This window comes from Conexibacter sp. DBS9H8, assembly GCF_023330685.1.
Taxonomy (GTDB): Bacteria; Actinomycetota; Thermoleophilia; order Solirubrobacterales; family Solirubrobacteraceae; genus Palsa-465.
The window spans coordinates 2361661-2387446 of record NZ_CP097128.1; the positions used below are offsets into that span (position 1 = coordinate 2361661).

25 protein-coding genes and 1 tRNA gene are annotated in these 25786 nt (G+C 70.5%); 22 read left to right on the forward strand and 4 right to left on the reverse strand.

Features of this window, described 5'->3' with window-relative positions; translation table 11 throughout:
• Positions 1 to 35: 35 nt before the first annotated feature.
• Positions 36 to 506, forward strand: coding sequence for a Dps family protein (locus tag M3M55_RS11215; protein WP_249009591.1), 471 nt, complete (start codon positions 36 to 38; stop codon positions 504 to 506).
• A 48-nt stretch (positions 507 to 554) separates the two neighbouring features.
• Here the strand turns inward: M3M55_RS11215 and M3M55_RS11220 are convergent.
• The 3 genes from M3M55_RS11220 to M3M55_RS11230 all read right to left on the reverse strand — a co-directional run bounded on the left by M3M55_RS11220 (position 555) and on the right by M3M55_RS11230 (position 2214).
• Positions 555 to 627: transfer RNA gene (locus tag M3M55_RS11220), tRNA-Arg, on the reverse strand.
• Between the two features lie 117 nt (positions 628 to 744).
• Entirely contained in the window at positions 745 to 1404 is a 660-nt protein-coding gene (gene msrA / locus M3M55_RS11225) for a peptide-methionine (S)-S-oxide reductase MsrA (RefSeq protein ID WP_249009592.1), read from the reverse strand.
• Between the two features lie 39 nt (positions 1405 to 1443).
• A complete protein-coding gene (locus M3M55_RS11230; protein WP_249009593.1) occupies positions 1444 to 2214 on the reverse strand; it encodes a hypothetical protein in 771 nt (256 codons plus the stop codon).
• On the opposite strand from M3M55_RS11230, the gene M3M55_RS11235 reads away from it, so the two are divergent.
• On the forward strand, positions 2184 to 3035 hold the full coding sequence (locus tag M3M55_RS11235) for a TIGR03620 family F420-dependent LLM class oxidoreductase (RefSeq protein WP_249009594.1): 852 nt from the start codon (positions 2184 to 2186) through the stop codon (positions 3033 to 3035). The two genes, M3M55_RS11230 and M3M55_RS11235, sit on opposite strands and share 31 nt — an antisense overlap.
• Before the next feature lie 8 nt (positions 3036 to 3043).
• Here the strand turns inward: M3M55_RS11235 and M3M55_RS11240 are convergent, their stop codons facing one another.
• A complete protein-coding gene (locus M3M55_RS11240) occupies positions 3044 to 3553 on the reverse strand; it encodes a hypothetical protein (protein WP_249009595.1) in 510 nt (169 codons plus the stop codon).
• 26 nt (positions 3554 to 3579) lie between these two features.
• On the opposite strand from M3M55_RS11240, the gene rnz reads away from it, so the two are divergent.
• The 20 genes from rnz to truB all read left to right on the forward strand — a co-directional run bounded on the left by rnz (position 3580) and on the right by truB (position 25777).
• On the forward strand, positions 3580 to 4611 hold the full coding sequence (gene rnz, locus M3M55_RS11245; protein WP_249009596.1) for a ribonuclease Z: 1032 nt from the start codon (positions 3580 to 3582) through the stop codon (positions 4609 to 4611).
• A 132-nt stretch (positions 4612 to 4743) separates the two neighbouring features.
• Entirely contained in the window at positions 4744 to 5331 is a 588-nt protein-coding gene (pyrR, locus tag M3M55_RS11250) for a bifunctional pyr operon transcriptional regulator/uracil phosphoribosyltransferase PyrR (RefSeq protein WP_249009597.1), read from the forward strand.
• On the forward strand, positions 5328 to 6257 hold the full coding sequence (locus M3M55_RS11255; RefSeq protein WP_249009598.1) for an aspartate carbamoyltransferase catalytic subunit: 930 nt from the start codon (positions 5328 to 5330) through the stop codon (positions 6255 to 6257). Before pyrR ends, M3M55_RS11255 begins: the two co-directional genes overlap by 4 nt.
• A complete protein-coding gene (locus M3M55_RS11260; RefSeq protein WP_249009599.1) occupies positions 6254 to 7630 on the forward strand; it encodes a dihydroorotase in 1377 nt (458 codons plus the stop codon). The genes M3M55_RS11255 and M3M55_RS11260 overlap by 4 nt, the downstream gene beginning before the upstream one ends.
• Positions 7627 to 8796, forward strand: a complete 1170-nt coding sequence (gene carA / locus M3M55_RS11265) for a glutamine-hydrolyzing carbamoyl-phosphate synthase small subunit (RefSeq protein ID WP_249009600.1) — start codon at positions 7627 to 7629, stop codon at positions 8794 to 8796. Before M3M55_RS11260 ends, carA begins: the two co-directional genes overlap by 4 nt.
• Entirely contained in the window at positions 8796 to 11909 is a 3114-nt protein-coding gene (gene carB, locus M3M55_RS11270) for a carbamoyl-phosphate synthase large subunit (RefSeq protein ID WP_249009601.1), read from the forward strand. The genes carA and carB overlap by 1 nt, the downstream gene beginning before the upstream one ends.
• Positions 11910 to 12165: 256 nt before the next feature.
• Complete coding sequence (mihF, locus tag M3M55_RS11275) at positions 12166 to 12513, forward strand: integration host factor, actinobacterial type (RefSeq protein WP_249009602.1); 348 nt, start codon at positions 12166 to 12168, stop codon at positions 12511 to 12513.
• A gap of 12 nt (positions 12514 to 12525) precedes the next feature.
• Positions 12526 to 13095, forward strand: a complete 570-nt coding sequence (gene gmk / locus M3M55_RS11280) for a guanylate kinase (RefSeq protein ID WP_249009603.1) — start codon at positions 12526 to 12528, stop codon at positions 13093 to 13095.
• A 33-nt stretch (positions 13096 to 13128) separates the two neighbouring features.
• Positions 13129 to 13356, forward strand: coding sequence for a DNA-directed RNA polymerase subunit omega (rpoZ, locus tag M3M55_RS11285; RefSeq protein WP_249009604.1), 228 nt, complete (start codon positions 13129 to 13131; stop codon positions 13354 to 13356).
• A gap of 147 nt (positions 13357 to 13503) precedes the next feature.
• Positions 13504 to 14802 carry a bifunctional phosphopantothenoylcysteine decarboxylase/phosphopantothenate--cysteine ligase CoaBC gene (gene coaBC / locus M3M55_RS11290; RefSeq protein WP_249009605.1) on the forward strand — a complete coding sequence of 433 codons (1299 nt, stop codon included), beginning with the start codon at positions 13504 to 13506 and terminating at the stop codon, positions 14800 to 14802.
• Entirely contained in the window at positions 14789 to 15730 is a 942-nt protein-coding gene (locus M3M55_RS11295) for a MoxR family ATPase (protein WP_249009606.1), read from the forward strand. Before coaBC ends, M3M55_RS11295 begins: the two co-directional genes overlap by 14 nt.
• Positions 15702 to 16889: a DUF58 domain-containing protein gene (locus M3M55_RS11300; protein ID WP_249009607.1), complete on the forward strand. Its 1188-nt coding sequence runs from the start codon at positions 15702 to 15704 to the stop codon at positions 16887 to 16889. Before M3M55_RS11295 ends, M3M55_RS11300 begins: the two co-directional genes overlap by 29 nt.
• Entirely contained in the window at positions 16886 to 19093 is a 2208-nt protein-coding gene (locus M3M55_RS11305) for a transglutaminase-like domain-containing protein (protein ID WP_249009608.1), read from the forward strand. The genes M3M55_RS11300 and M3M55_RS11305 overlap by 4 nt, the downstream gene beginning before the upstream one ends.
• A 73-nt stretch (positions 19094 to 19166) precedes the next feature.
• Positions 19167 to 19583 (forward strand): tetratricopeptide repeat protein, encoded by a 417-nt coding sequence (locus M3M55_RS11310; RefSeq protein ID WP_249009609.1) that lies wholly within the window; start codon positions 19167 to 19169, stop codon positions 19581 to 19583.
• Between the two features lie 133 nt (positions 19584 to 19716).
• Entirely contained in the window at positions 19717 to 20136 is a 420-nt protein-coding gene (gene rimP / locus M3M55_RS11315) for a ribosome maturation factor RimP (RefSeq protein ID WP_249009610.1), read from the forward strand.
• Between the two features lie 8 nt (positions 20137 to 20144).
• Complete coding sequence (gene nusA, locus M3M55_RS11320) at positions 20145 to 21407, forward strand: transcription termination factor NusA (protein ID WP_249009611.1); 1263 nt, start codon at positions 20145 to 20147, stop codon at positions 21405 to 21407.
• A 50-nt stretch (positions 21408 to 21457) separates the two neighbouring features.
• Positions 21458 to 23524, forward strand: a complete 2067-nt coding sequence (infB, locus tag M3M55_RS11325) for a translation initiation factor IF-2 (protein WP_249009612.1) — start codon at positions 21458 to 21460, stop codon at positions 23522 to 23524.
• Between the two features lie 39 nt (positions 23525 to 23563).
• Positions 23564 to 23923 carry a 30S ribosome-binding factor RbfA gene (gene rbfA / locus M3M55_RS11330; protein ID WP_249009613.1) on the forward strand — a complete coding sequence of 120 codons (360 nt, stop codon included), beginning with the start codon at positions 23564 to 23566 and terminating at the stop codon, positions 23921 to 23923.
• Positions 23920 to 24957, forward strand: coding sequence for a bifunctional oligoribonuclease/PAP phosphatase NrnA (locus tag M3M55_RS11335; RefSeq protein WP_249009614.1), 1038 nt, complete (start codon positions 23920 to 23922; stop codon positions 24955 to 24957). Before rbfA ends, M3M55_RS11335 begins: the two co-directional genes overlap by 4 nt.
• Positions 24950 to 25777, forward strand: a complete 828-nt coding sequence (truB, locus tag M3M55_RS11340; RefSeq protein WP_249009615.1) for a tRNA pseudouridine(55) synthase TruB — start codon at positions 24950 to 24952, stop codon at positions 25775 to 25777. The genes M3M55_RS11335 and truB overlap by 8 nt, the downstream gene beginning before the upstream one ends.
• The last annotated feature ends 9 nt before the right edge of the window (positions 25778 to 25786 follow it).

Genomic DNA, 25786 nt, shown 5'->3' on the forward strand with positions numbered 1-25786 from the left:
AAAGAGTTACCGACCCCTTCTTGAGGAGGATCCCCATGGCGCTAGAGACACCGTCCGCCCCGATCACCGCGTCCGAGCCCCTCGCGCGCGCGCTGCAGCAGACCCTCGTCGATCAGGTCGCCCTCCACCTTCAGGCCAAGCAGGCCCACTGGAACCTCATCGGCCCCGGCTTTCGCGAAATCCATCTCCAGCTCGATGAGATCACCGCCGAGGCACGCGACGCGGCCGACACCGTCGCCGAGCGACTGCGGGCCCTCGGGCACGTCGCCGACGGTCGTGAGGAGACGGTCGCTGAGACGACTTCACTGCCGCCCTATCCGACCGGGGAGCAGAGCGTGCACGACACCGTCGCGTTGATCGAGGAGCGCATCGGCGCCGCAGGGAAGGCGATCCGCTCCCACCACGACATCGTCGACGCGGAGGACCCGGCGAGCGCCGACCTCCTGCACGCGATCCTGCTCGCCGCTGAGAAGCAGGCGTGGATGCTGCGCTCGGCGATCCGCTGAGGCGTACGCACCGCCCGGACGCGGGCGGGGCACGCCGCCCCGCCCCAGTGCGCCCGGCAGGATTCGAACCTGCGATCTCCGCCTCCGGAGGGCGGCGCCTTATCCACTGGGCCACGGGCGCGTGGCCCAGCACAGGTTAGCTGGCCCTCTCCCATTCGCGCCCGCTGCAGCGCTCGGGGCCCGGACCATCGGGCCCCCCGAGCCGGCAGGATCGCGACGGTCCGGCTCTCGGCCCCGGTCAGTCCGCCTGGAGGCCGAGCCCGATCGGGCAGGCGACACCGGTCCCGTGAGCGGGGCAGTACCCGTTGGGCACCTTGTGGAGGTACTGCTGGTGATAAGCCTCGGCGTAGTAGAAGGGAGCGAGCTCACGGATCTCCGTGGTGATCGCACCGTATCCGGCGGCCAGTAACTGCTGGCCGTAGGCGGCTGCGGAGGCTTCCGCGGTCTCTCCCTGGCGCTCGTCGGCAACGAAGATCGCCGACCGGTACTGACTGCCGACGTCGTTGCCCTGTCGCATCCCCTGGGTCGGATCGTGCTCCTCCCAGAAGGTTTTCAGCAGCGTGGCATAGGAGATCCGGGCCGGATCGAACACGACGAGCACCGATTCGGTGTGGCCGGTGCGAGCGCTGCACACCTCCTCGTAGCTCGGGTTCGGAGTGAACCCTCCGCTGTAGCCGACTGCGGTCGAGTACACGCCGTCGAGCTGCCAGAAGGTCTTCTCAGCCCCCCAGAAGCAGCCGAGGGCGAGGACCGCGGTCTCCAGGCCGGCCGGCCACGGGCATCGCAGCGGCGTACCGAGAACCGCGTGTCGGTCGGGGACGGGCATCTCGACGTCACGGCCCGGCAGCGCATCCGCCGGACCGACCATCACCATCTTGGAGGAGAACAATCCGAGCATGGACCAAGGGTATCCGGGCCGGTGCGGCGGGCGGGTGGTTCAGGAGCGGATTCCGAGCTCCGTAAGGATTGTCCCGGCCGCCGTCCGGTTGGTTGCGGCCGCGTTCCGCGCGTACCGCGCGGCAAGCAGATTGATCGAGCTGAGCAGGCGGCCCTCCCCGGTGCTCGCGTAGCGGCTCAACAGGGCACGGAAGGCGCCGAGCGCGGACTCGGCGGCGGCCATCGCGGGACGATAGCGGGGCAGAAATCGGCGGGTGCCCGCGGGCTCGCTGAGCGGGGCGACACCGAGCGTCGTCGCGTCGGCACACAGCGACGGAGGCGCGAGCTTGACGAGGTGGTGTTCGGCCGTGAGGAACCGTCCAATGACGCCGCCGGCGGCGCCGTCGGGCCAGCTGAGGCGGGAGAGGGCGGCACTGAGACGGCCGAGGGCGGGGAGGCCGGCCGAGATCTGGGCGAGTGTGAGCGTGTCGTCGACCTCGGCGCCGAACGCGCTGAAGGCGCTCGCGTCCATCTGGCCGGGGGAGAGACGATTCGTCGGGGCGAGCGCGTCGGCGCAGCCGTCGGACACGTCGGTGACGACCGCTTCTGCACGGTGAGCCCCCTGGGCCCCGACCGGCCCCGCGAGGACGCTGAGATAGCGGTGGTAGGCCTGCAGCGCCCCGGCGTCGGCCTGACCGTTGGTCGTCTGCGCGTCCGCGTGTCCGGGCGTGACAGCGAGGCCGAGAAGGAGGCAGGTGAGAAGCGACGCTGCGACGGCCCGAAACTGACAGGATCGTTGGCGTGGAGCTGACCCGTTACGGCGTGTGGACATCGCTGCGCTCACTTGGGAACGACAACGCCGCCGAGGCGGCCAAAGTTGCGGAGCGGCTCGGCTTCGGCGTGCTCTGGCTCGGCGGCTCGCCGCCGTTGTCGGCGCTCCGTCCCTTTCTTGAGGCTTCAGCGCAGCTGACAGTGGCCACGAGCATCGTCAACCTGTGGGCCTATCCCGAGCCCGAACGGCTAGTGAGCGAGTTCCACGCCCTTGAGGTGGATTTTCCCGGCCGGTTCCTCGTCGGCCTCGGGGTCGGTCATCCGGAGGCGACTGCCCGGTACGCACGTCCGCTCCGTGCGATGAGAGCGTTCCTCGACGCGATCGCGACCGCCCCGGCACCGGTCCCGCCGGAGCGGATGATCCTCGCCGCGCTCGGGCCGAAGATGCTCGAGCTGAGCGCCCAGCGGACACTCGGCTCGATTCCGTACTTCACCTCCGCGACCCACACCGCCTTTGCCCGCTCCCACCTTCCGGGCGGCGCGCTGCTGGCCCCCGAGCTCGCTGTCGTGCTCGACCGTGACAGCGAGCGGGCCCGGGCGGCCGCGCGCTCCTACGCTCAGCTCTATCTGGGACTGGAAAACTACGTCAACAACCTGCTTCGCTTCGAGTTCACGCCCGAGGATGTCCGCGACGGCGGTTCTCAGCGGCTCATCGACACGGTCGTCCCGCACGGCGACGCCGCCGAGCTGGCCGCCCGGGCCCGCGCGCATCTTGAGGCGGGGGCCGATCACGTCTGCCTGCAGACCGTCGGGGTCAGTGGGGTTCCGGACGCCGAGTGGTCGGCGATCGCCGGGGCGCTCGGTCTCACGGACCGGCCCTGAGCGCCGCGTCAGCGGCACGCCGGGCTGACCGGAACGCGCAGGCTGGGGATCGGCGGGGTGACGACCTGGCAGTAGGTGACTTCACCCGTGCTCGGCACGACGACGACGTCAAAGGGATACCGCAGCCGGGTGATCCGGCTGCCGGCGTGGATGTTGCAGGTGAGGGCGATCCGTGCACCGCTCCCCGACCCGTGACAGCTCGCCTGGCCGTCGACGGGACCCGCGATGAACCCGTGGGCGACCTCGTAGGCCATGTAGGCGGCCACGGCGCGGGCGGCGGCGACCGGCGGGGTGGCCGCGGGAACGCGGAGTCGATGCGGCGCCTGCTGTTGCTCGACGACGATCCGGTCCTGGTGCTGTTCCTGGCTCAGCTGGCCGGCGTTGGGCGCCTGCGGGGGGGCCTGCAACGGCGCCGTGTTCTTGGTCACGTAGTGGACGAGTGCGATGAACAGCACCGCGGCGACCGCGAAGGTCACGACGTAGCGGAACCAGAGCGGCAACCGGCGGATGAGAGGCATCGCCTGCGAGCGTACATACTGGCGACGTGGATCTGTCTGTGTTCTTCATTGGGACGGGGGGCTCACAACCGACCCTCCGCAGAGGCCTTCCCGCCACGCTCATTCGTCGCGGCGGGGACCGCATCCTCGTCGACTGTGGGGAGGGGACTCAGCGCCAGCTCGTCCGTTCGCTTGGGCTCACCGACGTCGACGAGATCCTCATCACCCACCTGCACGCCGATCACTGGCTGGGCCTTCCCGGGCTGCTGAAGACCTACGACCTGCGCGGGCGCGAGCTGCCGCTGCGCGTCCAGGGACCGCGGGGTCTGCGAGCCCTCGTCAAGGACGTGATGGTGCATGCCGGTCGGACCGGTTACCCGCTGTATGTCGACGAGATCGAGCCTGGTGAGGTGATCGAGCGGGACGGCTACGACATCACGGTGGTCCCGGTCGCCCACCGCGGACCGGCGTACGCCTACGTGCTGGAGGAACTGACCCGGCCCGGCGTATTCGACCCAGTCGCCGCACGGGCGCTGGGCGTGCCGGAGGGACCCGCGTGGGGACGTCTGCAGCGCGGGGAGACCGTCGACGGGGTGGCCCCCGAGGCCGTCGTCGGGCCCGCGCGCCCGGGCCGCAAGGTTGTCTTGTCCGGTGACACACGCCCCTGCTCGGCTCTCGCTGAGGCGGCAACCGGCGCGGACCTGCTCATCCATGAGGCGACCTTCGCGATTGAGGAGGCCGAGCGCGCCCACGAGACCGGTCACTCCACGGCCGCCCAGGCGGCCGGGATCGCCCGGAGCGCCGAAGTCAAGCTGCTCGCCCTCACGCATCTGTCGATCCGCTACCCGCCCCGGGTGATCCGTGAAGAAGCTCGCGAGATCTTCGCCGCCACCGTTGTGCCGCGGGACTTCGACACCGTCGAGCTGCCCCTTCCCGAGCGGGGAGGCCCCGCCCTCCTGCACTGGACAGACCCGGCGGACCCGTCCGGGGAGGCCGTCGCGCGCGGGCGGTCCGCGCGCCCGGCAGGGGGCCAAGCCGAGCCGGTGACCGGCACGGTCGACGCGACGACGCGAGCCTGATCGTCCCCGTTGCGCGATCGCGGCCCACGCCTCGGCTCAGGCCGCCGGTGCGCCGCCGGAGCCACTGCTAGTGTCAGAGGAGTCAGTCCCTTTAACCCGGTCCCGTGAGGCCAGGAAGGAAAATCCGTCGTCATGCCCGACCGTTCGGTCGCGCTCGACCGTGACGCGATGTCTCGCACGCTCGTGCGCATCGCCCACGAGATCATCGAGCGGAACCCGCCCCCCGATCCGGCCGCCCACGATGCCGTCGCACACCCGCTGGCGATCGTCGGCATCCACCGGCGCGGCGCCGTTCTCGCCCAGCGGATCCACGCGTTGACCAGTGCACTTGCCGGGGTTGCGATCCCCCTCGGCAGCGTCGACATCAGCTTCTACCGGGACGACCTCGGTCGGCGCGGCGGTGCCGCCGCCCCCGTGGTCCACGCGACCGAACTCGAGTTTGCGGTCACCGGAGCGACCATCGTCATCGTTGACGACGTCCTCTACACGGGCCGGACGGTTCGGGCGGCGATCGACGTTCTCTTCGACTACGGGCGGCCCGCCGCGGTGCAACTCGCCACACTCGTGGACCGCGGACACCGCGAACTGCCGATCCGGCCCGACTTCATCGGCAAGAATTTGCCGACGGCCCACAACGAGCGGGTGAACGTACGGGTGCTCGAGGTCGATGGCAGCGACGAGGTCGCGATCATCCCAGCTGGGGAGCGGGTGGCCGGATGAGTCAACCCCTCAGGCATCTCCTTTCGATCGGGGACCTTGGCCGGGCCGGAATCGAGCGGATCCTCGATCGCGCCCTCTCCTTCGCCGAGGTCTCCGGCCGCGAGATCAAGAAGGTGCCCGCCCTGCGCGGTCGAACCGTCGTGAACCTCTTCTACGAATCGAGCACGCGGACGAGTTCCAGCTTCGAGCTGGCCGCCAAGCGCCTGTCCGCCGACGTCGTGAGCATCCGCGCGTCCGGATCGAGCGTCGACAAGGGCGAGTCGCTGCGCGACACGGTCGAGACGCTGTCAGCCTACGACCCCGCGGCGATCGTCATCCGCTCCCCCCACGTCGGCGCGGCGTCCCTGGTGGCCGGCTGGACGGAGGCGAGCGTCGTCAACGCCGGAGACGGAAAGCACGAACATCCGACCCAGGCGCTGCTCGACGTCTTCACCCTCCGCCAGCGGATCGGGCCGCTCGAGGGTCGATCGATCTGGATCGTCGGGGACGTTCTCCACAGCCGGGTGGCGCGCTCGAACATCCTCGCCTTCCAGGCGATGGGCGCGCGCGTCACCCTTGCCGGTCCGCCGACCCTGCTCCCAAGGGGGATCGAGCAGCTCGGCGTCGAGGTCACCCCTCAGCTCGACGCGCTTGCTGACGCGGACGTCGTCTACGTCCTGCGGATGCAGCAGGAGCGGATGGAGGCGGCCTACATCCCGACCTTGCGCGAGTACGCCCAGCGCTACCAGATCAACCCGGGCCGACTGCGCCCCGGACAGCTCGTGATGCACCCCGGGCCGGTGAACCGCGGCGTCGAGCTGTCCGCCGACGTGATCGACTCGGCGGTTTCGCTGATCGGAGAGCAGGTCAAGGCGGGGGTTGCCGTGCGGATGGCCGTTCTCTACGAACTGCTCGTCGGGTCGCCACGGCTGGCGGCGGTCGCATGAACGACTCGCGACTACGACAGTTCCAGGCGGCCGGACCGCCTGCGGACCTGCTCATCTCCAGCGTCTATGTGCTCGACCCGCGCAGCGGCATCGACGGTGCGCGTGACGTACTCATCAGGGGCGGGATGGTCGCCGAAGTCGCCCCGGCGGACAGTCTCGAAGCGCCCGCTGGGAGCGAGCGTGTGGACGGTCGCGGCCGCCACCTCTTCCCGGGGTTTGTCGACCCGCATGTCCACCTGCGCAGTCCCGGCCAAGAGTACAAGGAGGACGTCCGCACCGGAACGACCGCCGCCGCCGCCGGTGGCTTCGTGTCGATCATCGCGATGCCGAACACGGCACCGCCGATCGACAGCGTTCCCATCCTCGAGGCGGTGATCGCCACCGCCCGCGCCGAGGCGCGGATTCCCACCGGTTTTCTCGCGGCGATCACCGTCGGCCTCGGCGGGCGCGAGCTCACCGAGATGGCGGCGCTCCGGGACGCGGGAGCACTCGGCTTCACCGATGACGGCAAACCGGTGACGTCGGCGGGGCTGCTCCGGCGGGCGCTGCAGTACCAGCGCCTCGTCGGCGGGGCGCTCGCCCTCCATGAGGAGGATCCCGAGCTGTCCGGGGCGGGCGTGATGCATGAGGGAGCCGTGTCGGCGCGGCTCGGCCTCGCCGGCATCCCCTCGGTCAGTGAATCGACGTTCATCGCCCGTGACGCCGCGCTCGCCCGGTATGAAGAAGCCGCGGTGCACTTCCAGCATGTCTCGGCGGCCGAGTCGGTGGAGGCGCTCGGCGACGCCCGCATTCGCGCGGACACCTCCGGTGTACGGATCTCAGCGGAGGCCACCCCACACCACCTCACCCTCACGGATGAGGCGCTGACCGGCCTTGACACGCGTCTGAAGATGAACCCGCCGCTGCGGACGGAGGCGGACCGCCAAGCGATCGTCGACGGGCTCCGCAGCGGGCTGCTCACCTGCATCGCGACCGATCACGCTCCCCACGCCCGCCACGAGAAGGAGCAGCCGCTCGAGCAGGCGCCGATGGGCACCACCGGCCTCGAGACCGCCTTCGCCGCAGTGTTCTCCGAGCTCGTTCGCCCCGGGGTCCTCAGCCTCGCCCTCGTCGTCGAGCGTCTCAGCGCCGGCGGTGAGCCGTTCGGGCTCGCGCCGCCAACGATCCAGCCGGGCGTGCCGGCCAACCTCGTCCTCATCAACCTCGAGGGTCGCTGGGTGGTCGGGGCGCACGGGTACCGCTCCCGGTCGGCCAACTGCTGCTTTGACGGACGGCGCCTGTGGGGCGTCGTCGACCTGACCATCGCGGCCGGCCAGGTCGCCTTCCGGGCCACCGCAGACGGCGGTCACCCACACCGACAGGAGGACAGATGAGCGGCGCATACGTGCTGTTGGCCGACGGAGCCCGGTTTGATGGCGAGTCCTGCGGGGCGGAACGCCCCGCAGTCGGTGAGATCGTCTTCACCACCTCGATGTCCGGCTACCAGGAGACGGTCACCGATCCCAGCTACGCCGGTCAGCTCGTCACCTTCACGGCCCCCCAGATCGGCAACTACGGCGTCAGCCCGACGGCGATGGAGTCAGACTCCGTCCACGCCCGCGCGGTGATCATGCGCGCCGGCGTCAACCAGCCCGACATCCTCGGTCAGGAGCCGGGGTGGCTGGACTGGCTCACGGGCCACGACATTCCCGCGATCACCGACCTCGACACGCGGGCGCTCGTCCGCCACATCCGGGAGGCGGGAGCGATGGCCGGCGGCGTGTTTCCCGCCAGCGTCGACGAGGCGCACGCTCGGCGTCTCATCGCCGCCGAGCCGCCGATGGCCGGACGTGACCTCACCCACGACGTGAGCCCGGCCACGCCGCTCCGGGTGAGCGCCGAGACCGGAGGCGGGCAGGGCGTGCGCATCGCGATGATCGACACCGGGGTGAAGGCGTCGATCGTGCGCGAGCTCACCCGGCGGGGCGCCGAGGTGACCCGTCACCCGCGCGGCGTCACCGCCGCGGAACTGCTCGACACGGACGCTGACGCGTTTTTCCTCGCCAACGGCCCCGGCGACCCGGCGGCACTCGCTGACATCGTCGACACGGTCCGCGGGCTGATCGGGCGCCGGCCGGTCTACGGCATCTGTCTCGGCCACCAGCTGCTTTGCCGGGCGATCGGCCTGGAGACCTACAAGCTCACCTTCGGACACCACGGGGCCAACCATCCCGTGCGCGATCTCACCACGGGCCGCACGGAGATCACCGCCCAGAACCACGGGTTCGCCGTGCTCGGCCCAGATGGTGCCCGCACCGTCGACGTGGATGAGCCGGTGCGCTGGGAGACGGACTTCGGGGCCGCCGAACTTACCCACATCAATCTCTATGACCGCACCGTCGAGGGGCTTCGCCTCCTCGAGGTCCCGGCCGCCACCGTCCAGTACCACCCGGAGGCGGGTCCCGGTCCCAACGACTCGCTGTACCTGTTCGACCGTTTCATCGCCGAGATCCGCTCCCGGCAATCCACCCCCGAGCCTCCGGAGTCGATCACCGCCTGATGCCCGCTCGCACCGACATCACCAAGATCCTGCTGATCGGCTCGGGGCCGATCGTCATCGGCCAGGCGGCCGAGTTCGACTACTCGGGGACCCAGGCCGCCCGCGTCCTGATGGCCGAGGGATATGAGGTCGTCCTGGTCAACTCCAACCCGGCGACGATCATGACGGATCCGGAGATCGCCACGACGACCTACGTCGAGCCGCTCCTGCCCGGGCCGCTCACTCAGATCATCGCCCGTGAGCGGCCGGACGCGCTGCTGGCCACCCTCGGCGGCCAGACCGCGCTCAACCTCGCCAAGACCCTCCACGAGGACGGGACACTCGCCCGCTACGGCGTCGAGCTGATCGGCGCCAACTACGAGGCGATCGACCGGGGCGAGGACCGTGAGCGGTTCCGGACGACGATGCTCGAGGCGGGGCTGCGGGTGCCACGCTCGGCGATCGCGCACTCCCTTGCCGAAGCCCGCGCTGCGATCGCCGAGATCGGCCTCCCGGTGATCGTGCGACCGGCCTTCACCCTCGGCGGTGCCGGCGGCGGCGTCATCCATAGTGAGGCGGAGATCGCACCGGTGATCGAGCGCGGACTCGATGTTTCGCCGATCAGTCAGCTGCTGATCGACGAATCGGTGCTCGGCTGGGGCGAGTTCGAGCTGGAGGTGATGCGCGATCACACCGACAATGTCGTGATCGTCGCCTCAATCGAGAACCTCGACCCGATGGGCGTGCACACCGGTGATAGCGTCTGCGTCGCCCCTCAGCAGACCCTCCCGGATCACCTCTACCAGCGCCTGCGCGATCAGGCGATCACCGTGATCCGGGCGATCGGGGTTGAGACGGGGGGCTCCAACGTGCAGTTCGCGGTGAACCCCGCGACCGAGGAGATCATCGTCATCGAGATGAACCCGCGGGTGTCCCGGTCCAGTGCGCTGGCCTCCAAGGCGACGGGATTTCCGATCGCCAAGATCGCCGCGCGGCTCGCGGTCGGCTACACGCTCGCGGAGATCACCAACGACATCACCCGGGCGACGCCGGCCAGCTTCGAGCCGGCCCTCGACTATTGCGTGGTCAAATGGCCACGGTTCGCGTTCGAGAAGTTCCCGGGGACCGCGACGGATCTCACGACGCACATGAAATCCGTCGGAGAAGCGATGGCGATCGGCCGAACTTTCAAGCAGGCCTTCGCCAAGGCACTGCGCTCGCGTGAGCTGGACGCCCGGACGGTGATGCCCGAGGCGGATGAGGAGCTCCTCGCCCTGTGTGCGATCCCGGGGGCTGAGCGCTTTGACTGCGTGCTGGAGGCCCTGCGCCGGGGGGTGACCCCGGCCGAGCTGCACCGGCGAACCCAGATCCACCCGTGGTTCCTGCGTGAGCTCGCTGAACTGGCCGCCGATCCGGAGGCTCCGTTCCGCGGCGAGCGGACCTACAAGGCCGTCGACACCTGCGCCGCGGAGTTCGCCGCCTCGACCCCGTACTTCTACTCGGGGTGGGAGCGTCCCACCCCGTCCGGCCCGGACGGCGCTCCCCGCCCGGCCCATGAGGTCGTGCGCGGGTCCCGCCCGAGCGTCGTCATCCTCGGCAGCGGGCCGAACCGGATCGGCCAGGGGATCGAGTTCGACTACTGCTGCGTCCACGCTGCCCAGACGGTGCGCGAATCGGACCGGGATGCCGTGATGATCAACTGCAACCCCGAGACCGTCTCCACCGACTACGACACCTCTGACCGGCTGTACTTCGAGCCGCTCACCCTGGAGGACGTCACCGCCGTCTGTGAGCTCGAGCAGCCCGAGGGGGTGATCGTCCAGTTCGGCGGGCAGACTCCGCTCAAGCTCGCGGCGGGTCTGCGAGCGGCAGGGATCCCGATCCTCGGAACGAGCCCCGAGGCGATCGATCTCGCCGAGGATCGCTCTCGGTTCGGCCCGCTTCTCGACCGCCTCGGCTACCGGGCGCCGGCCTACGCGACCGCCGAGTCGCCCGAGGAGGCGATCGAGCGCGCCCGATCCGTCGGCTTCCCGTTGCTCGTGCGCCCATCCTACGTCCTCGGCGGGCGGGCGATGGAGATCGTCTACGACGCCGACGGCCTGGCGGACTACCTCAGCCGGGTCGGAACCGCGAGCGGCACGACGATCTACCTCGACCGGTTCCTCGAGGACTCGATCGAGGTCGACGTCGACGCTCTCTGCGACGGTGAGGACGTCTGGATCGCCGGCATCATGCAGCACGTCGAGGAGGCCGGCATCCACTCGGGCGACTCCGCCTGCGTGCTGCCCCCGCACAGCCTCGGCGAGGAGATGCTCGCCCAGATCCGGGATCAGACCGCCGGTCTGGCCCGGGCTCTCGGGGTGGTCGGGCTGCTCAACGTGCAGTTTGCCATCCACGCCTCCGAGGGCTTGCACGTGATCGAAGCGAACCCGCGGGCCTCCCGCACCGTCCCGTTCGTCTCCAAAGCGATCGGCATCCCGGTGGCCAAGCTCGCCTGCCGGATCCTGCTCGGCGCGCGCCTCTCCGAGATGGAACTGCCGGCCGACCCCGCGCGTACGCATGTGTGCGTGAAGGAGGCCGTGCTCCCCTTCGACCGCTTCAGTGGCAGCGACGTCCTGCTCGGTCCCGAGATGCGGTCCACCGGTGAGGTGATGGGGATCGCCCAGGACTTCCCGACCGCCTTCGCCAAGGCCCAGGCCGCCGCGGGAGCTCGTCTGCCGAACTCCGGCACGGTGTTCATCACCGTCGCCGATCAGGACAAGGCGGCCGCCACGGGGCTGGCGATTGCGCTCCACGACCTCGGGTTCGCCCTGATCGCGACCCGCGGGACCGCTCAGGCGCTCAACCGGATGGGTATTCCGGCGGAGACGATCAACAAGCTCGGGGAGGGCTCACCCCACGTGATCGACGCGATCGCGCGCGGGGATGTCGCCCTGGTGATCAACACGCCACGCGGCACCGGAGCCCGCTCCGACGGGTATGAGATCCGCAGCGCTGCGGTCGCCCGTCGCATCCCGTGCATCACGACGATGTCCGGAGCGGTCGCCGCCGTGCGGGCGATCGCCGCCGCGACACACGGGGAGCCCGCGGTCGTGAGCCTGCAGGAAATCTACGCGCAGCCGACGCAATCCTGATGCTCCCGGACGCGGTGGACCGGTGCCCTCCGCGTCCGACCGTGGAGTGGACCAGATGGCCCCCATTTGCCCGCTGACCGGGGGTGAGAGGGATGCGCCGCAAGCTGCGATCGGCCTGAAGGTGCCTGGAAACGTCCTGCATTTTGAGGTGATTGCCAGAACCTGCCTCGACAATACTCAAGCTGAGGTCGAGGTTGAGGCGAAATTGCCGCGAAGGAGCGGACTCGGACCGGCCGAGGATGTATAGTCGCCGCCCATGCCGCCGGTCAGTGATCAGTCCACAACAAAGCCCATCGCAGCGCCGGAACGATCCCTGCAGCAGCGGATGGAGGCACTCCAGCGCGCCAACGACATCCGCAGTCGTCGCGCTCAGCTCAAGCGTGATCTCAAGGCCGGACGCCAACCGATCCACGAACTTCTGCTCAACCCGCCCGACTACCTCGACTCCGCCAAGGTCTTCGATCTTCTCCTGGCCGTACCGAAGTACGGCCGCGTCAAGGTCAACAAGATCCTCACCACCTGCCGGATCTCGCCGAGCAAGACCATCGGCGGGCTCTCCGAGCGTCAGCGGACCGAGCTCGTTGAGCTGATGCGGCGCCGCTGAGGGCTGGGCGGGGTGGCGAAGGTCTTCGTCATCGTCGGGCCGGCCGGAGTGGGGAAGGGGACGCTCGTGCGGGGACTTCGGGAGCGGATGCCCGAGCTGGTGCTCGCGGTGTCGGCGACAACCCGGCAGCCGCGCCCCGGCGAGGTTGACGGCGTCGACTACCACTTCCTGTCGCCCACTGAGTTCACCGACCGCGTCGCGGCAGGCGCGTTCGTCGAGCACGCTCGCTACGCGGGGAACTGCTACGGGACCCTGCGCGCAGAACTCGACCGCCATTTGGCCGCTGGTGCCTCGGTGCTGCTCGAGATCGAGCTCCAGGGCGCACGTCAGGTGCGCGCGGTGCTCCCCGACTCGGTGGCGGTGTTCATCGCCCCGCCGTCGAAGGAGGCGCTCGCCGCTCGCCTCCGCGGACGGGGAACGGACGGGCCCGCCCAGATCGACGCTCGCCTGCGAGCAGCCGATGACGAACTCGCCGCCCGCGGGGAGTTCGCTCACGTCGTCATCAACGATCGCCTCGATCACGCGATCGGTGCCCTCGAGGCGATCGTCCGCGCCGAGTCCGGTCCGCCGCGCACCCTCTAAGATGGCCCAGAGGAAACGACCCGAGGACTTCACGTGATCTCTCCCCGCATCGACAAGCTGCTCAAGAACGTCGACTCCGACTATGCGAGCGTGATCGTCGCGGCCAAACGCGCCCGACAGATCAACTCCTACTACCACAGCCTCGGGGAGGGCACCTTTGATGAGTTTCCCCCGCCGATGGTGGAAACCCGCTCCAAGAACTACCTGACGATCGCCATGGAAGAGGTCGCTCAGGGCAAGCTCAAGTACCAGTACCGCTGAGGCGACCACGGCGCCGGTTCTTCGGGCCCGTGACGGCGCGGCCCGGTCCGACGTCCCGACCGCCCGGCCCGTGACGTCGGCGGCCAGCCCCGCGCCACCAGAGCCCGACGGCGCCGCCGGTTCGACTGATCTGTCACCGTTGTCGAGATGCGGCTGCTCATCGGCGTGACCGGCGGTATCGCCGCCTACAAGGCCCTCGAGTTGGTCCGCCTCGCGACACGGGCGGGTCATCAGGTGCGGGTCATCCAAACGCCCACGAGCGAGCGGTTCGTCGGCACCGCCGCCTTCGCTGCCATCACCGGGGCGCCAGTCCTCGCCTCCGAGTTCGAGGCGGACCCGGCACGGGGCGGCTACCCCGGCGACGCCGCGGCGGACTGGGTGCCGATCAGCCACCTCGCCCTGGTCGAGCGCGCCGATGTCTATCTCATCGCTCCGGCGAGCGCCAACACGCTCGCCAAACTCGCCGTCGGGATTGCCGACAACCTCGTCACGACCGCCGCGCTCGCCGCCGACTGCCCTCTGCTGCTCGCACCCGCGATGAATAACCGCATGTTCCTGCACCCGGCGACGCAAGCCAATGTCGCGACGCTCCGGGCGCGAGGCGTCTGCGTGCTCGAGCCCGCCAGTGGCGCGCTCGCCTCCCGCGGTGAGGCCGGTATCGGGCGCCTGCCCGAGCCGGCTGAACTGCTCGCCGCCGTCGAGACCGCCCACCGTGAGACGGACAGCTCATGGGAGGGACTGCGGGTGCTCGTCAGTGCCGGTGGGACACGCGAGCCGATCGATCCGGTGCGCTACATCGGCAATCACTCCTCCGGTCGGATGGGGTATGCGGTCGCCGCCGCGGCGCGCCGCAGAGGCGCTCAGGTGACGCTCCTGTCGGCCAACGTCACCCTGCCGACACCTGCCGGGGCTGAGGTGATCCGGGTCGGTACGGCCGCGGAGATGCTCGTGGCCGCCGAGCGCGTCTTCCCCGCCGCCGACGTGCTTGTGATGACTGCCGCCGTCGCCGACTTCCGTCCCGCCCGTCCGGCCGCCCACAAGCTCAAGAAGACGACGGTTCCGCTCACCGAGATCGCCCTCGAGCCGACGACTGACATCCTCGCCCGCCTCGCGAGTCAACGCCGTCCCGGCCAGACGCTCGTCGGCTTCGCCGCCGAGCATGGGGCCGGCGCGGTCGCCTACGGCGCGGACAAACTCGAGCGCAAGGGCCTCGATCTCGTCGTCGTGAACGACGTCTCCCGTTCGGACATCGGTTTCGACAGCGCCGAGAACGAGGTGACCCTGATCACCGCAACCGGGGCCGAGACGGTGACCAAGGCCTCCAAGGCGGCGATCGCCGAAACGATCCTCGACACGATCGTCGCGCTGCGCCGCGGGACTGCTCCAGCCGCTCCGGCAGTCCTGTCGGCCGGTGTCGCCGACGGTGGGCCCGGTGGCGTCGCCTGAGACCGTCCAGGCGGGGATGATCGCCCGAGCGCTCGTCGCCAATCTCGCCCGCGCCGTGACGGCGGATCCGGCGGTGTCAGAACTGCTCGCCGTCGCGCTGCTCGCGGACGGTCACGTGCTGATCGAGGGATTGCCGGGGGTCGGCAAGACGACGCTCGCTCGCGCACTCGCGCACTCACTCGACTGCCGGATGGCCCGGATCCAGTGCAGTCCTGATCTGATGCCCAGCGACATCGTCGGTGTCAACGTCTATAACCCGCGTTCGGGAACCTTCAGTTTCCGCCCCGGGCCGGTGTTCGCCAACGTCGTTCTCGTTGACGAGATCAACCGCGCGTCACCGAAGGCACAGGCCGGGCTGCTCGAATGCATGCAGGAGCGGCGCGTCACGGTCGACGGGGCCAGCCACGAGTTGGCGGCTCCGTTCATCGTGCTCGCCACGCAGAATCCGCTCGAGTTCGAGGGCACCTACCCTCTGCCTGAGGCCCAGATCGACCGCTTCATGGTCCGCATCACCCTCGGCTACCCCGAGCCGCTCGCGGAAGCGGAGATGCTGGCCACCCACCTCCTCAGCGACCCGGCTGAGGAGCTGACCGCGGTCGCCGGCGCACCGGCGCTGTGTGCCGCCCAGGCGGCCGCCCGCGCCCTGCACTGCACGCCCGCACTGCACGCCTACGTCGTCGCCCTGCTCACCCGGACCCGCGCCGACCCGCGCGTCAGTCTCGGCGCGAGTCCGCGGGCGGGGTTGATGCTGCTGCGGGCGGCCAAGGCGCGCGCGCTTCTCCACGGCCGCGACCACGCGCTTCCGGACGACGTGCAGGCCCTCGCCGAGCCCGTCCTCGCCCACCGCCTCGTGCTTGCCCCGCAGGCGCCACACACCGCCGCGGCGGAGGTCGTCGCTGATGCCGTTGCGTCGACTCCCGCACGCTGAGCCCCACGCTCACCCTGATCCGCACAGGCTGAGGGCCCGGCCCGCTCTCGTCCTGGGTGCAGGTGGTCTGCTGCTGCTGGCCATCGGCGTCACCGTCGCGGGGCCGACCCTCGGGGTGAGCGGCGCGATGCTCGTCTGCCTCGCGGCGATCGCCCCGGCGTGGACATGGCTGCGCGTGCGCGGAATCGAGATCGACTGCCGGGTGGACGCCGTGTCGGTCGTTGAGGGTGAAACGTTGCGCATCAAGGTCACCGTCTCGACGCCGCGTCCGTGGGGGTTCGCTGGCCTACGCCTGTCCCACCCACTGCTCCCCCAGCCAGTCTGGCTGGCGGACGCCGGATCCCCGACCACTGACCGTGGTGATCGGCGCCGACGCCGCCGCGGGCTGATGATCGGCGCTCCCGTTGCGGGCCGCGGGCGTCTCCAGATCCCAGCACCGACGCTCGTGTCAGCCGATCCCCTCGCCCTCAGCGAACGTGGAGCTGCCACCGCGGCACACGCCGTCGAGGTGATCGTTTTGCCGCGCACCGAACCCGTTCAATGGGCGCCAGCGGAGGGGCGGCGCCGGCTTGCGGCCGCCCGGACGGGAGCACCCCTCGCTCCCGGGATTGATCTCGTCGGCCTGCGCCCCTACCAGCCGGGGACGCCCGCATCGCGGATCCACTGGGCGTCCCTCGCCCGCAGCGGCGACCTGCTCGAGCGCGTGCACGGCCAGGAGCCGACCGGGCCGCCCGCGATCGTCGTCGATCCGCGCTCCCACCGTCGCGGAACCGAGGACCCGCTGGCGGCGATCATCCGTGCGGCGGCCTCGCTCACCGTCGAGCTGGCCCGGACCGTCCCAGTGCAGCTGTGGCTGGGTCCGCGACCGATCACCGTCGCGCCTGGCTTGGCCGGCTGGCCGGGCGCCCACCTCGCCCTCGCGCTGCTGCCACTCGCCCCCCTCGACGCGCCGGCCCCCGCGCTCCCCCCGGCCGGCTCGGCGGTCATCTACCTCTGCGTCGACCCCGGGCTCCTGGGCGGACTCGGCGAGCACCGCCGAGCGGACGTCATCGTCGTGCTCCCGGAAGTCACCTCGTCGTCGGGCTGGGACCCCGGCGGCGATGCCTGGGCGAGGGTCGCCGGGTGCCGAGCCGTGCGCCTGGGGGAGGAGCGGGGGTGAGTGCGACGGCGATCACCGCGGACCAGCGACCCGGGGCGCCAGCCACCGCGGTGCCGCCGGGACGGCGACCCGCGGGCAGCTGGCTGGCCTGGACGGCCCTCGCTCTTTACGGCACCGCGCGCTGGAGCACGCTGCTCGGCGCCGGCGGAGCGGGACGGCTGTTTCTGATGCTGGCGCTGGCGGGTCTGCTCGCTGCGGCGATGCGGAGACTCCGACGGTTGCCTCGTCCGGCGGCACCGCTGCGGGCGGGGCTCACCGGACTGTTCGGGCTCCTCGCCCTCGCCGCGATCCTGATCGGATCCGGGGTGGCGGCGACGACGCTGGTGACGCTGCACTGGGGCCGGGTCGCCGACGGGATCGCCGCCGGCCTCGGTGCCCTTCCGGGACTGCTCGTGCCCTACCGGGGCAACAACCCGCACGTAACCGTCGTGATCGTCCTGGGGGCGGCCCTGTTGCTCGGACTGTCGGCGACGGCCTTCGGCACCGTCCGCGACAGCCCCGCCAGCGGTCGACTCGGCCTCAGCGCGGTCGCACTGCTTCCGCTCGGCGTGATCCCGTCCGCGATCGTCGCCCCCCGCCTGCTGTACCTGCATGCGCTCATCACCGCTCTGCTCGCCGCGGCCCTCGCGCTCGGTCCCAGGGTCCACCCGTCCCGCCGAGGGGCGGCCACCGGGACGGTCATCGCCGCGGCTGTGATCGGGGCGATCGGACTCGGCGCGAGCGCCGGCAGCCGCGTCGCGCTGCCGTTCAGCAGCGGCGAACGGCTGGTCGTCAGCGACGCCGCGGCGGCGGAGGTGTTCAACTGGCAGCAGACCTACGGTGCCGCCGCCTGGCCACGCACCGGGGCGTCGGTACTCACCGTCTCGGCAGCCCATCCCGCCTACTGGAAGGCCGAGGACCTCGACGCCTTCAACGGCCGCTCCTGGGTAGCGTCACCGGGCGGTCCGCCGGCGCTGCTCGGCGTCAGCGCCGCCCACCGTCGTGCCGACACCCAGACGCTCACCGTGGAGGTCGGGGCGGTGTATTCCAAACTCGTCTTCGCCGCCGGTACGGCGGCGGCCCCGCGGCTGCCGGACCTGAGCCCAGGTGCCGGCCCCGGTACCTGGGTGACGGCCTTTCTGCTCCAGTCCGGCGACCGCTATCGCGTCCGGGTCTACACCCCGACCCCAACCGCAGCCCAGCTCACGGCCGCCGGCTCCCGGGTGCCGGCCGCCCTCGCCCCGTTCACGCGGCTGCCGGCCCTGCCGGCCGCCTACGCTCCGGTCGTCGCGCTCGCGCGGCGCCTCACGGCCGGCGCACCCACGATCGCCGCCCGGGTCGCCGTGATCGAGAACTACCTCCGCCACGGGTTCCGCTACACCCTTACGCCGCCGCCCGGCGGGAGCGCCCCGCTCGTCAGCTTCCTCGACGTCACCCACGCGGGCTACTGCCAACAGTTCGCCGGGGCGATGGCCCTGCTCCTGCGCCTCGCGCACATCCCGGCTCGGGTGGCCGTCGGCTTCAGCACCGGCACCCGCCGACCGGGGAGTCACACCTACCTCGTCAGCGACCGAGACGCCCATGCCTGGGTCGAAGTGTGGTTTCCCGGGTGGGGTTGGGTGACGGTCGATCCCACCCCGGCCGGAGCGGCAACCCCAGCGGTGAGCGCCCCGGTTGCCCTTCCCGCCACCCTGCCCACGCCGGCCGGCAGCGCAGTCGGACGGACCGGCGGGCGAGCCCACGGGCCAAGGCCACCGTTGGGCGGTCACGCGCGGCTCGCCGCCACAGGGCGCGGCGGGGGAGCTCTCGGTTCGCCCAACCACCGCACCGGTGGCGGACTGCCGGTGCTCGTGATCCTCGCCGGTGGGGGGGTGCTGCTCGCCGGACTGGCGCTGTCGGCCCGCCGGCGGTGGCGGTTACCCCCGAGCTGGCCGGCGCTGTCGGCTGAATGCGAGCGTGCCTACCGGGTCTGTGGCCGCCCGCTGTCCCCGGGAGCGACCTGGAGAGCGCTCGCTGGTGATCCGGGGCTGACCGCGGCGGCGGCTCGCTACCTGAGCGACCTCGAGGCGGCGCGCTTCGGTGCCGGCGGCCGCGCGCCCGCGCTGAGCGACCGCGCCGCGCTGCGGCGCGCACTTGCGGCCGGCCACGGCTGGCGCGGGTGGCTGCGGGCCGTTCGGGCCCTGCCGCCGGCGCGCTGGAGACCCCCCGCGGGCGCTGCGGCCTGACGGTCCCGCCAGGCGCCCGCGGCGACGGCACGGGCCACGGGCGAGCGGCCGCAGGGGGCATAGACTCATCGGCATGGACGATGTCTATGAGCTGTTCCGGCGGGGAGTCGATCTGCTCGATCACGGTCACAACCATCAGGCGCTCGTCTCGCTCCACCAGGCGGCCGCGCGGTCTCCGGAGGCGGCATCGATCCGTGAGGCCTACGGGCGGGCGCTCTTTCACGTCCAGCGCTATCAGGAGGCCGCCGACCAGTTCCGGGCGGTGACGGAGAAGGAGCCGACCAACCACTTCGCCCTCTTCTGCCTGGGCCGCAGCCTCCAGCAGTTGGGCCGCCACGCCGAGGCCCGGCCGCCGCTCACGCTCGCCGCCCATCTTCAGCCGAGCCGTCCGGACTACCGCATGTATGCCGACCGGGCACGGGCCGCCACCGGGCCCGATGCCCCCAACCCGTACGCGGCCTCCTCCGAGCACCCTCCGGACCGGGGCTGATCCGTCCCCAGCAGCGGGTGATGGGTGCTACCCTCCGACGACAGCTTTCGTCAGGCCAGGGAGAACCTGGCGGCCGTACCGAAAGTGGGCGCTCGCCCGCTTTTTTTATGAGATTTTCCTGCTGGAGCAGACCGTGAGTGACATCGCAACCGAGATCGAGAAGCACCTGGCGAGCACCGCTCCACACGTCGAGGTGCTCCTCGTCGAGGTGGTCGGCGCGGACGTGCTGCGGGTCTTCATCGACGCGCCAGACGGGGTCACGCTTGCGCTCTGCGAACAGGTCACCCACCTGCTGGGGGACTATTGCGACCGCTTCAGCCTCGAGGTGTCCTCACCGGGAGCGGACCGTCCGCTGACCAAACCCTCGCACTTCCGCCAGTTCCTCGGGCGCCAGGCGAGGCTGCGCCTGCGGGAGGCGCGTGACGGGCACCGCAACCTGATGGGGGAGCTCGTCGGCGCTACGGAGGAGACGGTGACCATCGCCGCGCCCAGCGGGGTCGTCGCGATTCCCTACGCCGAGATCGTCCGCTCCAACCTCGTACCTGGAGACTGAGAGAAACCATGTCCAAGGAAATCGTCGAGGCCGTCCGTGGCCTGGCCGCTGAGAAGAACATCTCCTACGAGAAGCTGATGGAGGCGCTGGAGGACGCGCTGCTGTCCGCCTACAAGAAGACGCCCGGAGCGGCGCCCTACGCGAAGGTCGAGATGGACCGCGACAGCGGCGACTTCCGGGTCTTTGAGCTGAAGATCCCGCCCGAACTGGAGGAGCAGCTGCTCGTCGAGGCCTCCGACGAGCAGGAGCTCGCCCACGACCCTGAGACGGGCGAACTGCGCGAGCCCGCCGCACCCGAGCTCGACCTCGAGAAGCTCAAGGAGTACGAGGACCAGATCGAGACAGCCGACGTCACACCCCAGGGCTTTGGACGGATCGCCGCTCAAACCGCCAAGCAGGTGATCTTCCAGCGGATTCGTGAGGCCGAACGCGACAACATGTTCGAGGAGTACCGCGACCGGGTCGGCGAACTGATCACCGGCATCGTCCAGCAGTCTGATTCGCGCTACACGCTCGTACAGCTCCGTGAGCGCGTCGAGGCCCTCCTTCCCAAATCCGAACAGGTCGACGGTGAACGCTACGACCACTCCCAGCGAATCAAGGCGGTCATCAAGGATGTCTCGAACTCGACCAAGGGGCCGTCGATCATCGTGAGCCGTCGCGATCCAGAACTCATCCGCTCACTGTTCGAGCTCGAGGTGCCCGAGATCGCCGACGGCCTCGTCGAGATCACCGGCGTCGCCCGCGAACCCGGCTACCGATCCAAGATCGCCGTCGTCTCTCACGTCGACGGTGTCGACCCGGTCGGCGCGTGCGTCGGCCCGCGCGGCTCCCGGGTACGGATGGTCGTCTCCGAGTTGCGCGGGGAGAAGATCGACATCATCCCCTACAACGACGAGCCGGCCCGGTTCGTCGCCAAGGCGCTCTCACCCGCCCGCGTGCGGGAGGTGCTCGTCGACGATGACGCCAAGCAGGCGACGGTGATCGTACCCGACGACCAGCTCAGCCTCGCGATCGGCCGAGAAGGCCAGAACGCCCGACTTGCCGCCCGCCTCACCGGCTGGCGGATCGACATTCGCTCCGAGACCGAGTTCGCCGCTGAGGAGGCCGAGCACGGGTATGAGGAGGAGGAGACCTCCGGCCGCTGCGCGGCGATCCTCAGCAACGGACGGCGCTGCCCCAACGCCGCACTCCCCGGCTCGCGCTACTGCGGCCTCGACGCCCACCAGGCGCTCGTCGGCAAGGACACCGACCAGGTCGACGGGGCCTGATCGCCCAAGGCGATCCGGACCCCCGACGTGCCTGCCTACACTGAGTCCCAATGAGCAAGGGCCCCGAGAACAACGGTTCCTCCGCCGCGCCACCGCCGGCCGGTGAGAACCCGCAGAAGTCGGCCCGGCCGACCCGCGATTCGCTTCAGGGCGAGCGGACCCCGGCCAGCTCACCCGGCGGACGGCGCCGGGTGGTCATCGATGCCCAGGCCTCACGCCGCGCGCCCGGTGGTCCTGGCGGCCCGGGAGGCGGGCCCGGTCCCGGACCGGCCAACCAGCCGCCGCGGCGCCAGCGCCGTGGACGTCGCCGCCGCGGCGTCTATGACGAGGAGGCCGAGTCGCGCCCCAGCCGCACGGGCCCCACGACGCCCGACACGATCCGGATCAACTCCGGTTCGACCGTCCAGCATGTCGCGGAGTATCTCGACGTCTCCAGCGCCGAGATCATCAAGAAGCTGATGGGGCTCGGTGAGCTCCGCACACTCACCCAGACCCTGCCCGACGAGACGATCGAGGTGCTCGCCGCCGAACTCGGCAAGCAGGTCGAGATCGTCCACTCCGAGGACGAGGAGATCTCCGAGCCGGTGTTCGAGGACGCTGAGGAGGATCTCGTCACCCGCGCCCCGGTCGTGACGATCATGGGCCACGTCGACCACGGCAAGACGAGCCTGCTCGACGCCATCCGAGAGACCGAGGTCGCCGCCGGCGAGGCGGGGGGTATCACCCAGCACATCGGCGCGTACCAAGTCCACCACGGTGAGCACACCGTGACGTTTCTCGACACGCCCGGTCATGAGGCGTTCACGGCGATGCGCGCCCGCGGCGCGAAGGTGACCGACGTCGCCGTCATCGTCGTCGCCGCCGACGATGGCGTCAAGCCCCAGACCCAGGAGGCGGTCGAGCACGCTAAGACCGCCGACGTGCCGATGATCGTTGCGGTCAACAAGATCGACAAGGAGGGCGCCGACCCGACCCGGGTGCGCACCGAGATGACCTCACTCGGCCTCCAGCCGGTCGAATGGGGTGGAGACACCGACTTCGTCGACGTCTCGGCTCGGACCAAGGACGGACTTGACGATCTGCTCGACACGATCGTCGCCCAGGCCGAGCTGATGGAGCTGCGCGCCAACGCGGAGGCGGCCGCTTCGGGGACGGTGATCGAATCGAAGCTCGACTCCGGACGCGGTGCCGTCGTCACCGCGCTGATCGTTCGTGGCACGCTGGAGGTTGGCGACGCCGTCGTCGCCGGGGCCCACTGGGGCCGCGTCCGGGCGATGAGCGACTTCCTCGGTAACCGGGTCAGCCAGGCGCTGCCGGGGGAGCCTGTCGAAGTGCTCGGGTTCGACTCGGTGCCGGAAGCTGGAGAACGCTTTCGGGTGGTCGAGAACGACCGTCGCGCCAAGCAGTTGGCCGCCGAGCGGGCGAACCGGCTCAAGACCGAGGCGCTCGCCCGCCGGCGGAGTAAGCGGGTGAGCCTCGAAAACATCTTCGGGTCCGACCTCGCCGAGCTCAACCTCGTGCTGAAGTCCGACGTTGCCGGGTCACTTGAGGCGATCCAGGATGAGATCTCCAAGCTGCCCCAGGACGAGGTTGCCGTCAATGTCGTCCGCAAGGCGGTCGGCGCGGTCACCGAGTCAGACGTGATGCTCGCGGCCGCCTCGGACGCGATCATCCTCGCATTCAACGTCCGGCCGGTCGGCGACGCCCGTGCGGTCGCGGACCGCGAGGGCGTCGAGATCCGCTCCTACAGCGTCATCTACCGTGCGATGGAGGAGCTGCGCCAGGCGATGCAGGGGATGCTCGCTCCCGAGGAGGTCGAGGACGCCGTCGGCTCGGCGGAGGTCCGCCAGATCTTCCGGGCCTCTCGCGTCGGCACGATCGCCGGCTCCCACGTCACCGAGGGCAAGCTGACCCGTGGTGGCCGGGTCCGCCTTGTGCGTGACGGGACCGTCATCTACACGGGTGAGATCGCGTCCCTGCGGCGCATCAGTGAGGACGTTCGTGAGGTTGCCAGCGGCTTCGATTGCGGCATCACGCTCAAGGACTACGCCGATATCCGGGAAGGCGATGTCGTCGAGGCCTATGCGACGCGTCAGGTCGAGCGCGAGCTCGCCTGAGCGCTGAGGCCACCGTCGTGTTCGGGAGCCTCCGATAGCATGGCCGGCGCGAGAATGCGCCGTGTCGACGAGGCGATGCGCGCCGTGCTGTCGGAGGCGATCTCCACCCAACTGCTCGACCCCCGGGTGGGATTCGTGACCGTCACCGCCGTGAAAACGAGTCCTGATCTCCGGCACGCCCGGGTCTATGTGAGTGTGCTCGGCACTGAGGAGGAGCAGGAGGCGAGCCTCGAGGGCCTGCGCTGCGCCCACGGCTACCTCCAGGGGTGCGTCGCCGCGGGCCTGCGGCTCAAGCACACCCCGACCCTCGGCTTCCACTACGACGAGTCCGTCGACCACGGGATGCGGATCACCGCGCTGGTGGCAGAGCTCGACCGCGGGGGGACCGAGCACCCGTGAGCGCACCCGCCCCGCTCCGCGCCGCGCTCGCTCGGGATCAGCTCATCGCCGCGCTGCGTGAGGCTGACAAGCTCGTGGTCGTCACCCACGAGCACCCCGACGGTGATGCGCTGGGTTCGCTCATCGCCACCCAGCTGATCCTCACTCAGCTGGGCAAGGACAGCGTGCTCTACATCGTTGACGGCGAGTTCCCGCTTCCCTACGAGTACGGCTTCCTCGGCCTCCCGGGCCACATCTCGGCGCCGCCCACCGATCTCGCTGAACGCACCCTCGTCTTTCTCGACTGCGGCAACATCGACCGCAACCCCGCGGCGGCGGCCCTCTGCATTCCGGGGGCGAAGATCCTCAACGTCGACCACCACCACGACAACACCCGCTTTGGCACGGTCAATCACGTCGACGCCGAGGCCTCCTGCACGGCGGAGATCGTCTGGGGCCTGATGGGCGCCCTCGGCGCCGAGCTCACGCCTCAGATCGCCGAGGCGCTGTATGTCGGACTGCTCACCGACAGCGGTTCGTTCAACTACGACAGCACGAGCCCCCGTTCGCACCTGATGGCAGCGGAGCTGATCGCCGCCGGCATCGAGGTGCACCGCATCTACCGCCGGGTCTACGAAGACGTTCCCTACGCCAAGCTGGCCCTGCTCGCCCGCGGGCTCAGCCGCGTCGAGCGCTATGACGACGGGCGCCTGATCGTCAGCCAGCTCAGCGCAGAGGACTTCGCCGGCGCAGCCGCGGAGAGCAGCTACTCCGAGGGGGTTATCGATCACCTGCGCGCCGTCCGGGACACGGTGATGGCCGCGCTCGTCCGGGACCGGCTCGACCCCACCGGCGCCGCCGAGCTGACATCCGACGGGGCGCGGGTGCGCAAGGTGTCGCTGCGGGCCAGTGATGACCGGGTGGACGTCTCCGCGATCGCTCGGGAACTCGGCGGCGGCGGTCACCGCGCAGCGGCCGGGTTCACCACCTCGCTCGCCTGGGAGCCGCTCGTGGCGTTCCTGCGCGCGGCGTTGGAGCGACAGCTCGGTGCCTGACGGCGTCATCCTCGTCGACAAGCCCGCCGGAGTCACCTCCCATGACGTCGTTGCCGGGCAGCGCCGTCGTCTGCCCCGCGGCACCAAGGTCGGGCACGCCGGCACGCTCGACCCGTTCGCGACCGGCCTGCTGCTCATCCTCGTCGGCCGGGCGACTCGTGTTCAGCGGTACGTGATGGCGCTCGAGAAGCGCTACGACGTCGTCGCCCACTTCGGCGCCCGGTCGGACACCGGTGATCGCGACGGGACCATCACCGAGACCGGCGTGCTGCCCGACGGTGACCTGCCCCTGCCGACCGGGCGGTTGCGTCAGCGCCCTCCGGCCTACTCGGCGATCAAGATCGGCGGCCGCCGCGCCTACGACCTCGCCCGGGCCGGGGTCGCCGTCGAGGTACCTGAGCGGACGGTCGACGTGTTCGCCTTCGACGAGCTGTGGCGTGACGCCGACCGCCGGGCCTACCGGATTCGCTGCGGGTCGGGGACCTACGTGCGATCGCTCGTGATGGCCCTCGGGGACGCCTACTGTGAGGAGTTGCGGCGCACCGGCATCGGCCCCTTTGAGGTCGCCGCCGCCGACCCTGAGGCACTGATCGACCTTGGGGACGCGCTCACCTTCCTCCCCGGGGTCACGCTCGACCCCGGTGCTGCCGTGCGAGCCGGACACGGCCAGCCTGTGTCGGTTCCCCCCGGCTCCGACCCGGTCGCCGGGGCTGCGGATGCTCCGGTGGCGGTACGCCTGCTCGACCACGACGGTCTCATCGCCGTCGCCGAACCCCGACCCGACGGCACCATCAAGCCGGTCGTCGGCTTTCGTGGCTAGGCTTGCCCG